At 60.2% G+C, this 9,375-nt stretch carries 12 protein-coding genes and 2 pseudogenes; 3 read left to right on the plus strand and 11 right to left on the minus strand.

What is annotated here, in order from left to right:
• Positions 1-28: 28 nt before the first annotated feature.
• Positions 29-418: a hypothetical protein gene (locus G485_RS0124340; protein ID WP_027094692.1), complete on the plus strand. Its 390-nt coding sequence runs from the start codon at positions 29-31 to the stop codon at positions 416-418.
• Positions 419-572: 154 nt separating this feature from the next.
• Positions 573-857: a hypothetical protein gene (locus G485_RS0124345; protein WP_027094693.1), complete on the plus strand. Its 285-nt coding sequence runs from the start codon at positions 573-575 to the stop codon at positions 855-857.
• A gap of 80 nt (positions 858-937) precedes the next feature.
• Here the strand turns inward: G485_RS0124345 and G485_RS0124350 are convergent, their stop codons facing one another.
• The 7 genes from G485_RS0124350 to G485_RS0124380 form a co-directional block, all read right to left on the minus strand.
• A complete protein-coding gene (locus G485_RS0124350; RefSeq protein ID WP_027094694.1) occupies positions 938-1,591 on the minus strand; it encodes a response regulator in 654 nt (217 codons plus the stop codon).
• The gene (locus G485_RS0124355) at positions 1,554-2,618 is read right to left on the minus strand and encodes a sensor histidine kinase (protein WP_027094695.1); all 1,065 of its coding nucleotides are present in this window, start codon (positions 2,616-2,618) and stop codon (positions 1,554-1,556) included. Before G485_RS0124355 ends, G485_RS0124350 begins: the two co-directional genes overlap by 38 nt.
• Before the next feature lie 14 nt (positions 2,619-2,632).
• Positions 2,633-3,274, minus strand: coding sequence for a cell wall-active antibiotics response protein LiaF (liaF, locus tag G485_RS0124360; RefSeq protein WP_027094696.1), 642 nt, complete (start codon positions 3,272-3,274; stop codon positions 2,633-2,635).
• A gap of 165 nt (positions 3,275-3,439) precedes the next feature.
• The gene (locus tag G485_RS0124365; protein WP_027094697.1) at positions 3,440-4,123 is read right to left on the minus strand and encodes a PspA/IM30 family protein; all 684 of its coding nucleotides are present in this window, start codon (positions 4,121-4,123) and stop codon (positions 3,440-3,442) included.
• 5 nt (positions 4,124-4,128) lie between these two features.
• The gene (locus tag G485_RS0124370; protein ID WP_027094698.1) at positions 4,129-4,638 is read right to left on the minus strand and encodes a PspC domain-containing protein; all 510 of its coding nucleotides are present in this window, start codon (positions 4,636-4,638) and stop codon (positions 4,129-4,131) included.
• Between the two features lie 3 nt (positions 4,639-4,641).
• Positions 4,642-5,310 carry a PspA/IM30 family protein gene (locus G485_RS0124375; RefSeq protein WP_027094699.1) on the minus strand — a complete coding sequence of 223 codons (669 nt, stop codon included), beginning with the start codon at positions 5,308-5,310 and terminating at the stop codon, positions 4,642-4,644.
• A 23-nt stretch (positions 5,311-5,333) separates the two neighbouring features.
• Entirely contained in the window at positions 5,334-5,627 is a 294-nt protein-coding gene (locus tag G485_RS0124380) for a LiaF transmembrane domain-containing protein (protein ID WP_027094700.1), read from the minus strand.
• Positions 5,628-5,900: 273 nt separating this feature from the next.
• Between G485_RS0124380 and G485_RS29625 the strand changes: the two genes are divergently transcribed.
• A complete protein-coding gene (locus tag G485_RS29625; RefSeq protein WP_027094701.1) occupies positions 5,901-6,722 on the plus strand; it encodes a C40 family peptidase in 822 nt (273 codons plus the stop codon).
• 142 nt (positions 6,723-6,864) lie between these two features.
• On the opposite strand, the gene G485_RS31390 is transcribed toward G485_RS29625, so the two are convergent.
• The 4 genes and pseudogenes from G485_RS31390 to G485_RS30740 all read right to left on the minus strand — a co-directional run.
• Entirely contained in the window at positions 6,865-7,086 is a 222-nt protein-coding gene (locus tag G485_RS31390) for a hypothetical protein (protein ID WP_027094702.1), read from the minus strand.
• Between the two features lie 360 nt (positions 7,087-7,446).
• Positions 7,447-7,551, minus strand: a pseudogene (locus G485_RS30295) (ABC transporter permease); the annotation flags it as partial.
• Positions 7,526-8,797 (minus strand): annotated as a pseudogene (locus G485_RS28130) (rhamnogalacturonan lyase family protein); the annotation flags it as partial. The pseudogenes G485_RS30295 and G485_RS28130, both read right to left, overlap by 26 nt.
• A gap of 314 nt (positions 8,798-9,111) precedes the next feature.
• On the minus strand, positions 9,112-9,375 hold a 264-nt coding region (locus tag G485_RS30740; RefSeq protein ID WP_205620159.1), incomplete at its 5' end, for a hypothetical protein.

Here is a 9,375-nt window from a genome sequence, read left to right on the forward strand (position 1 = left end):
TAGATGATTTCCCAAGGGGGTGGAAGCTATGTTGGAACCCAACGTGCCCATCGACGAAGAGCATTTGCTCCCGTTCAAGGGTCTCCCCGTATGCGTCGTCATGAACGACGGCACCCGGCATTTCGGGCTGCTCACGGGCTGCTCCAAGGGGAAAGTCGTGCTGAACGGAGACCTTGAAGACGACCCGTTCAATGCGCCTCCCGCGAACTCCGTCCGTAAGCCGGCTCGGCGCCGCGCCCGCAAAGGCGGCGCAAAGCGCGCCCCGCGCAAGGCGAACGTGCGGAGCGACAGCGCCGGCCAAGCGGCCGAGAATGTCGGCGCCCCTCTGAACGAATGGGGCTCGCTCGGCCTCGCTCCGGTAGCGGGCCCGAGCATCGTTCTGCCGATGGAGCCGATAGAAGCGGTGCTGTTGCTGTAAGCGGCAATCGATCCGCCCGCTTCCGCTACCGTCCGTTCGCTGCCCGCCGCAGGCCGCCGCCGTCCCGGCCGAACGCGGGCAGCGGGAATCCGTTTCACGCCGCCCCTTTTGTGGTAAAATAATGGTAATCCGGATGCGAAAAGGAGGCAGCCGCATGTGGTGGCGTCCCGTCCGAACGAATTCCCCCGTCGAGCCGATTCCGCCTTTGTATGCTCCTTTTCCGTTCATCGAAGAAGAACCCGTTGCTTCATCCCGCAGACGCAGGAAAAACGCCGCCCAGCCTGCGCAACCTTTCCGCTCCGAGCCTCCCGTTCCCGCCGCCGTCAGACAGGCTTTCCTGAATGAAGAGGAAGCTCCGCTCTTCGTCACGTACACCGCAGCCGGCTCGCGGAACGACTTGCAGCCCCCGCCCGGCCTTCTGCTCGACCGCAAAGCTTGAGAACCGCGGGCCCGACGAAATAAAGCAAGCCCGAACAACGGATTCCCGATCCGCGTTCAGGCTCTGCGCCCGCTGTTCGATTATTCGGCCAGCCCGTGCCGGTGCGCGTAAATGGCCGCCTGCGTGCGGTCTTCCACGCCGAGCTTCCCGAACAGATTGGTCATATGGTATTTGACCGTCTTGATGCCGATGAACAGCTCGTCGGCGATCTCTTGGTTCGACTTGCCCTGGGCAAGCAGCTGCAGAACCTCCATCTCCCGTTCCGTTAAGTCTTCGTGAGGGAGGGAGGACACCTGGACAGGCTTGCGGAACCGGTTCATCATCTTGGAGGCGACCTGGGATTCGAGCACCGACTGGCCGCGGGCCGCCGCCCGAATGGCGTCGGCGATCTCGGAAGCGCGCGACGTCTTAAGCAGATAGCTGAACGCCCCGGCTTCGATCACAGGGTACATCTTCTCGTCGTCCAGGAAGCTCGTCAAGACGATGACCCGGCAATCCGGCTGCTCTTCGAGCAGCTTGCGCGTCGTCTCGATGCCGTCCATGCCCTCCATGACAAGGTCCATCAGCACCACGTCGGGCTTGTAGGCTTTGGCCAGACGAAGGCCGTCCAGCCCGTTGCCCGCCTCGCCCACGATCTCGATTCCGTCCTCCGTGTCGAGAACGGCCGCGAGTCCGATTCTCACCATCTCGTGATCGTCAACCAACAGTACCCGAATCGGCTGCTGCTCCGCCATCTTCCCACCCTCTCTCTTCCGCTAAGATCGGCACGCGAATTTCGATTCTCGTTCCTTTGCCGGGTGCGCTGGCAACGTTCAAAGAGCCGCCCAGCTCGTTGACCCGTTCCTCCATGCTGACCAGACCGTAGGACGTCTGCTTCTTGGCCAGCACGTCGAAGCCGACGCCGTTGTCCTTGATCGCGAGCCGTACGGTCTCCCCGCGCTTCTGAAGCGCAATGTCCATTCTCGTCGCCTTCGCGTGGCGCAGCGTGTTGGACATCGCCTCCTGAACCATCCGGAACAGATGATTCTCGACTCCCTTGCCGAGCTGCAAGTCCTCGTCCATATCGAGCGTAATCTCCATGGCGACCTTCGCCCGCATCTCTTCCACGAGCTCCGGGATCGCTTGCGACAGCTTCTTGCCCTCCAGATGCACGGGCCGCAGATGAAGCAGCAGCGCTCTCATCTCCGACTGGGCCACAGCGGCCATCTCCTCGATCAGCTTGACCTGGCGCTTCGCCTTGTCGAAGTCGTGATCGAGCGTCCGCCCTACCGCCGTCGCCGTCATCGAAATGGCGAACAGCTGTTGGCTAACCGCATCGTGCAGCTCGCGGGCAAGCCTCTGTCGCTCCTCCACGACGGCGCTCATTCGCGCCTTGGCCGCCAGCTCCGTATTGTTCGTCGACAGCCGCTGCAGGCTCGACACCTGCTCTTCCCACTTGCGGCTGATCCGGGACAGCTGCTCCGCCAGATGGCCGATTTCGTCCTTGCCCATGTACGGCAACTGCGGAACCGGGCTCCCCTTCTCCAGCATCAGCATGGCGTCCCTGAGCAGGTCGATCCGGTTGCGGAGCGGATAGCTGCGGTAGAAGCCGTATGCGGCTCCGGCCACAATGAGCACGCCTACCGCGGACAAGCCGAAGCTGACAATCGTGGACCAAGAGTGAAACGGAGCGGCGAGCCCCTGGCTCTGCAGCAAGTAAACGATCAAAATGCCGACGCCGAGGGAGAACAAGACGGACTCGCCGATATGTCGCCATACCATTTCCCATTCCCCCTTCAGATCGGCCGGATTCTGATATTACCTACGAGATAAAATAATTGCAGTTTCACCTTTTGCTCCTTGGCGTCATAATCGGGCGTGCGCCACTGCGCCCGGTGGAAAAACCCGCCTTCCATCCGGCTGTTCAAGCCCGCTTGCCCGAGCATGACGGACGCTTCGACTTCCAGTCCGTAATCTTCGGGCACGATCAAATCGACGTCTCCGACAAGACCTTGGAGCACGATCGTCGTCTCCCGCTCTTCGGGCACCGCCATGGACAAGTCCATGCGCACCTCTCCGAAGGCGTGCCAGTAACTGAACGACCTCAGCACCCACGGCTGTCTGTCCAGCCTGATGTTCAGCATGAAGCGGTGCCTTCTGGCGATCGGCCCGGTGTGATGCGGCTTCGCCTTTAAATAATAAATGCCGAGCGAGATCAGAATGAGCACGATCATCAGACCGATCTGCTTGACGACCAGCACCAGCGCGCAGATGACGATAAGAATGACGGCGAACCGGTTGCGGTCGTAGCGGAATCGGTCGATTCCGAGCCAGAGAAGAATAATGGCGTTGACCGTCGCGTAACCCGCCAGCCCCCCGAGAGCGAGGTAAAGTCCGGCGCCGATGAACAATAGAGCATGGTTGGAAATTCGCTTCACGTCGGACCGACACCTCCTCGCGCGTTCTCTGTCGCTTCACGGCTAAAGCCATAACGGAACGAATCCGTTATGGCCCGGGCCTGGACGCACCTTTGTTAGCATACCATATCTTCCCTTGGCCGCAAACGGCCGTTTCGCGCTCGTCCGCTTCGCCCGGCACAATGGTTATTCTGCGGAAACCGGGGGCTGCAGGCGGTTCTTCAGCGCAGCCAGCTCTTGTTCGACGCGGAAAGCTTTCTCGGCATCCACCGGCGTCGTCACGGAGCGGAACGGCGAACCCGGCAGGCGGGCGACGTCGGCTTCCGCTTCCATTTGCAAAATCTTCTCTTCCATGCGCTGGAAGCCGCGGGAAGCGCCGCCGCTCTCGATCGTATGCAGCGAGCTCGCTTGAGCCAATTGTTTGCGGGCTTTGGCCATTTGGGCGCGGGCCGACAGCTCGTTGCGCTTGTTGCGAAGCTTGTAGTACTCCTCTTTCATTTCATGCAGCTGCGTCGTCAGTTCGCTCACTTGAGCGCTGGCTTGCTCGTGCAGCCCCAACAGATCGGCCGCTTGCTGATCGTAGTATACCTTCTCCTCCAGCAGCTTGCGGGCGATCGCTTCGTTGCCGCCGCGCAGCGCTTGTTCCGCTTGAGTTTCCCGTTCGACGGCGATGCGCGCCGCCTCGTCCAGCCGCTGCTTCAGGCGGCGCTCGGAAGCCATCTGCTTCGCGACGGTCACTTCCGCCTCGTGAATTTCCGTCTCCATGTCGCGGAGATACTGATTGAGCATGACGATCGGATCTTCCAGCTTATCCAGCAATTCGTGAATCGAAGCTTTCGTCATATCCTTTACGCGTTGAAATACTCCCATGGTCGTTATTCCCCTTTCGATTGTTGTTCAAATTTGGAGATGCGGGCTTTCAGTTCTTCGATTTCGCGCTTCAGCGCCTTCTTCTCGATATCGTCCATCATGGCGTCCAGCTCGGGCGCGGCTGCGCTTGCCGGAGCCGCCTGAGACGGCGCCGGTCCCGGCCGTGCCGGTCCGGTCGAGCCGGTATGGGCCGAAGAAGGTCCCGGCCACGGCGTTCCCGGCGTCCAGGTCGGCGTCTGCTGCGGCGGCGTCCAGCCGTTATAGCCGCCGCTCCATCTCCGGGGCGGCACCGGCTCGCCGCCGAAAGGGCCGGAACCGAAGCCTCCGATGCTCGGCTCGCGAGGGATGATAAATCCGGCGAGAATGTAGACGAGGACGACGGAGCCTGCGGAGAAGACCGCGACCACGATCAGCAGAATCCTGAGCAGCGTCGCGTCGACGCCGAAGTATTCGGCCAGGCCGCCGCAGACGCCGAATATTTTACGGTCGCGGGACGAAGTATACAGTTTGCGCATCGTTTAACCCCCTTGTTGCAGTTTGCGCTTCAATTGCTGCAATTCTCTTTCGATCGCTTCGTGAACGACCGTTCCCGCGTGATAAACCATTTCCTGGCCCATCCGGCGCAGGTCGCGCAAGCTCTTCGATTCCAGCTCCAGATCGGTCAGCCGATCGTCCAGCTTGCGGAACATCGTCGCCGGGCTGCTCGCCGCGCCCGATCCGAACCGGGCGTTCAGCCGCTGCTGCAGTCGAATCGACTCCATGCGTGCGACGTAAAATTGACGGCGGTCGTAAACGGCGCGGTACTCCTCCCGAAGCTCCTGGAGCAGCTGTTCCAGCTCGTTCAGCTCTCCTTGGCTTTGCTCGTAGAGCTCCCGGTAGCGGGCCGCCTTTTCCTCATGGGCCATTTTATCCTGCAGGGCCAGCTTCGCCGCGGCTTCTTCGCCGGCTTTGAGCGCCGTCATCGCTTGCTGCTCGCGCCGTTCCTTCCACTGCTCGGCCTCTTTCCACTGCCTTAGCAAATGATCGGTATGAGCGGCGTATTGCCGTTGCAACTGCTCGCTTTGGATAATTTCCTGATGGGTCGACCAGAGAAACTGATCGATCAGGCGAACCGGATCCTCGGACTTCTCGAGCCGGTCGTTCAGTGTAGCCACTGTCATGTCTCGAACCCGTTTGATGACGCTCATTCCTTTGCCTCCTTATCCTGGCTCTACGGCCGAGCCGACTTCTTGCCCAGCATCGAGATTCCGAATACGATCAAGCCGATCACGGCGATCCAGAAAATAATCGCGGACAGCTTGCCCAGCAGCATGAATCCGCCGATCACCGCGAGGACGCCCCCGACGATCCGGTTGCCTCTCTGCCATGCCATCACCCCCAGGCCGATGACGAGCACCGGAATGAGAAGCGATATAATAAAGCCGAACAGGTGGCCCAGCTTGCCGAAGAGCAGCAGTATGCCAATTACGATAAGTACGACGGCCAATCCGTTTCCTTTTTTCAACGGTTCCTCACCTCTTTTCGCTGATCCGGCTTTCGATCGCGTCTCGCGTCGTTAACCGGTGATCTTGACCTCACACTTCCATTCTAAACGGAACGACATTGGGGCATAACGGACCCGCGCACGTTTTTGAACCTAGACCGGGGTCGAGTCCCTTTACCGCCTCGCGGCCCTACGGCCGCAAGACTTCGGGCGCCGATGGCAAGTTTTGAGGGTTTTATTCAACTGCGCACCTATGTTAGCGTAGGTATACAAGCTAATAGGAGGTGCGATCGTATGATCAAACGACTAGGATTGCTTTTGCTCGCTTGCGGAATGGCGGCGGGCGCTTTCGGAGGCCATGCGGTTAAGGCGTCGGCCGCGGTCAAAGGTTGGCCGCTCTCGAAAACGGGGCCGAAGTCTTCTTACAATAATCATGAGAAAACGCGGAATCAAACGGATAGCGACTACGGAGACAACGCCGATTTTTCGGCAAACGATAACGCGGCAAATGGTGCGAACGGTGCGGGTGCAAACGGAAGTGTCTCGGGGGATACGCAGCAGTCGGAGGGCGGTTCCGGCGGAACGCAGTCGGATAACGCTTCGAATGGAGCGCAGTCCGGTTCCGATTCGAGCGGAACGCAGCAAGCCGATGCGGGTTCCGGCGGGCAAACCGCTTCCGGCGATATCGAGAAAGTGATTGCGGTGGGCATGAAATATTTGGGGACCCCGTACGAATTCGGGTCCGATCGCAGCAACGACAAGACGTTCGACTGTTCCGACTTTACGAAATGGATATTCCGGGAGGCGCTGAACATCGACCTTCCCTCCGACTCCAGGAAGCAGGGCGAGTATGTGAAGGAGCGCGGCGACGTGGTAACCGATTGGCACCAACTGAAGCGCGGCGACCTGATGTTCTTCATGTCCTACCGCGGGTCCAAGGAGTCCGATTACTCCGGCATCGACAAATCGTCGGCCCGCATTACCCACGTAGGGTTATATTTGGGCGACGGCAAAGTGCTGCAGACGTATTCGGTCAAAAGCGGCGGCGTGCGCATCGATTCGATCGAAGGCACCGCCTGGGAATACCGTTTCCTGTTCGGCGGAAGCGTCGTTTAACAGGCTTTCGGGCCAAAAAACCGGAGCGCACATGTGCGTCTCCGGTTTTTTGGTTCGGTATCCATTGCTTTCCGGCCAATGTGAGGAATCTGATTCCTCTCTCCACCCCGTCTCCTCCAAAACTCCGCCGCCCCTCCGCCGTCTAGACCAAAGGAACCTCCCCGCCGGGATACAGCGTCGAGTGGGACAAGCGCTTCGGCTGCGGCAGCGGGCCTGCGAACCGCGCGGTCCGCAGATCGAGCGGCCGGCTGGCGTAAATGTGCGCCTCGTCATCCGTATAGATGACGACCTGCTCCGTCCCGCTCCCGCACAGATCGGCATGAACGGCGTAGCCGTCCAGCGGAAACTGCGCTACCGCCTCCATTCTCCCGTCATACAGCGACGGGAAAACGCCCCCGCCCCGACGATAGGCCAAAATGTAGTCCGGCGCGTCCTCCTCCCAGCCCCGAAGCGTCTCGATAATGGTCAGCCAGCCGTCCGTCTTGCGGTCTTCCTTCCATAACTTCCGCTTCTCGATCTCCGTCGTAACGGGGCCGTCGTCCTTCGGATAGTTCGTCTTGAAGATCGGCAGCATGATGCTCAGATCGAGCGCCTCGCTTGAAGCCGCCTGTCCCGACGATCCGGCGGACGGTGCCGACGTATTGTCCTTGCCTCCGCAGCCGGCGATGGTTGCCCCCCCCTTTTTGGAATAGGTATGTCCGGGTCTTGCCGTATCGCAATCCGTCTACCCCTTGACCGAGCCGATCAGGACTCCTTTGGCAAAATGATTCTGCAGGAACGGATAAACGAGCAGAATGGGAAGCGTGCCGACAACGATGACGGCCAGCGGCGACCGCCGACCGGGTGTAATAGCCGCGCGCAAATATCGCATACGGCTTCCGCCCGTCCAAATAGGCCACGCCGGCGAGGAAGCGGTCCACCCGGTTGCCGGGCTCGATCCGGTTCCAGGCGTAGTCGCCCCACAGGAGCCCGTCGTCGTGCCGGCCCGGCTTGTAGCGAATCGTCTCCAGCTCCTCGCCCGTCTCGCCCTTGAACACGGTCAAATATTCCGGTCCCTGCAGAACGAAGCCTTCGAACGCCCGCAAGTTGTTGCGGCTGCTCCGGGAAGGGGCGTATACGTCGAAAAAATGGTCCGCCAACCGCTCCGCGTCTTCGCGGGCGAGCGGGTAAGCGTACCGTCTCTCGATGCCGAAGCATTCCTCCAGACTGGCAGGCCAGCGTCCGGCAACGACCTCCTCGTGCGCATGCCAGCTCATAAACAGGCGCACCACATGCTCGTAATAGTCGGAGCTGCTCATCCGGTAGTCGTCCCGATGGCTGAAGCCGGCCGCGGCATCCTCCGGAAGCATCGTAATGTAGGCTTCGGATGCGATCCGGCCTTTGGCGTCGTAGCGGATCGTCCGCGTGCCGGGCGCGGTCTTGAACAGGAGCTCCGCCTTGCCGTCTCCGTCGAAGTCATACACGAGAAACTGCGTATAATGCGCCCCCGCGCGGATATTCGGCCCGAGATCCACCCGGTAGAGCAGCGTTCCGTCCAACCGGTAGCAATCGATATAGACCGGACCCGTATAGCCGGAATGCGACACGTCCTTCGAATTGGAAGGGTCCCACTTGACGATAAACTCGTATTGCCCGTCACCGTCCACGTCTCCTGCGCTCATGTCGTTGGCCGAATACTCGTAAGCCTCGCCCGCGGGCGTCACTCCGCCGGCCGGCTTCCGAAGCGGCAGCTCGCCATAAACGCCGTCCCACGGCTTGATCCCGCGGCTCCGGTCCGTCTCCCGCCCGCCGATAACGGCCCGCACTTCGTACGTAGAGTTGCGCGTGCCGCCGCGGTCCAAATAATTGGTGCTGTCCCGGACCGCTGCGATCCGCCGCCCGTCGCGATAGACGTGAAAGTCCGCTCCGGTCAGCCCGCGTTCCGAATAGCCGGTCGCTTCATGCCGCAGCAGACGCCAGCTCAGGAATACGCCCTCCGCCGTCGCCGCGGCGACCAGCCCCCGGTCCAGCTTCTCCAGTTGAACCGCCGCACGGCTCGAATCATTCCGGGCGGTCTGCCCATGAAATGAATGCAACGCCTCCCTCCTCCTTTCGCTTCCCGGGCGCGCAAGCGACGATGCGGTCCCTGTCCCTTGCGTGCCGCAGGGGTTGTCGCTATGCCGCGTTCCCTTGAGTGTCGTCGCTCTCCAGATTAGCCGCAGGGGCCTTTGCCGGCAATCGCACATTTTTGATCCGCGCCCAGGCGATCGAACGAGCCCCTTTTGGACTTTTTGGCCGGGATCGTACTTTTTGGCAAATAAGAAAAACGCCTGGCGGCGTCCTTTTAAGTTCGTTCAACTGAGTTCATACGTGTAAAATGGCCGGGTGTGGGAGAAAAACTTATACCCGGCTATTTTCTTACATCGCTAATCCTGTACTCGTAACCATGAATTCCCTCGTAATATTCCGGGTACATGCCTCCTCCACATTCTTCGCAGCTGAATTGCGGAGGTACGGTTGGATCTCCATCATCCATCGCATCGAAATTCCGAACGACATTCAGCGGAATCTCTTCTGTTGTATGACATTGAAGACAAATGTAGGTTACTTTCGCTTTGCTATGCAGCCCGCTTTGCGGCTTTTTCTTTTTCTTCGCTACCTTTCGTTTCTTTGA

It is taken from the genome of Cohnella thermotolerans DSM 17683, from assembly GCF_000429825.1.
Classification (GTDB): Bacteria; Bacillota; Bacilli; order Paenibacillales; family Paenibacillaceae; genus Cohnella; species Cohnella thermotolerans.

Coding starts and splice junctions, on each gene's coding strand:
- G485_RS0124340 (WP_027094692.1), top strand. CDS start 29: ATGTTGGAACCCAACGTGCCCATCGACGAAGAGCATTTGCTCCCGTTC.
- G485_RS0124345 (WP_027094693.1), top strand. CDS start 573: ATGTGGTGGCGTCCCGTCCGAACGAATTCCCCCGTCGAGCCGATTCCG.
- G485_RS0124350 (WP_027094694.1), bottom strand. CDS start 1,591: ATGGCGGAGCAGCAGCCGATTCGGGTACTGTTGGTTGACGATCACGAG.
- G485_RS0124355 (WP_027094695.1), bottom strand. CDS start 2,618: ATGGTATGGCGACATATCGGCGAGTCCGTCTTGTTCTCCCTCGGCGTC.
- G485_RS0124365 (WP_027094697.1), bottom strand. CDS start 4,123: ATGGGAGTATTTCAACGCGTAAAGGATATGACGAAAGCTTCGATTCAC.
- G485_RS0124370 (WP_027094698.1), bottom strand. CDS start 4,638: ATGCGCAAACTGTATACTTCGTCCCGCGACCGTAAAATATTCGGCGTC.
- G485_RS0124375 (WP_027094699.1), bottom strand. CDS start 5,310: ATGAGCGTCATCAAACGGGTTCGAGACATGACAGTGGCTACACTGAAC.
- G485_RS29625 (WP_027094701.1), top strand. CDS start 5,901: ATGATCAAACGACTAGGATTGCTTTTGCTCGCTTGCGGAATGGCGGCG.
- G485_RS31390 (WP_027094702.1), bottom strand. CDS start 7,086: ATGGAGGCGGTAGCGCAGTTTCCGCTGGACGGCTACGCCGTTCATGCC.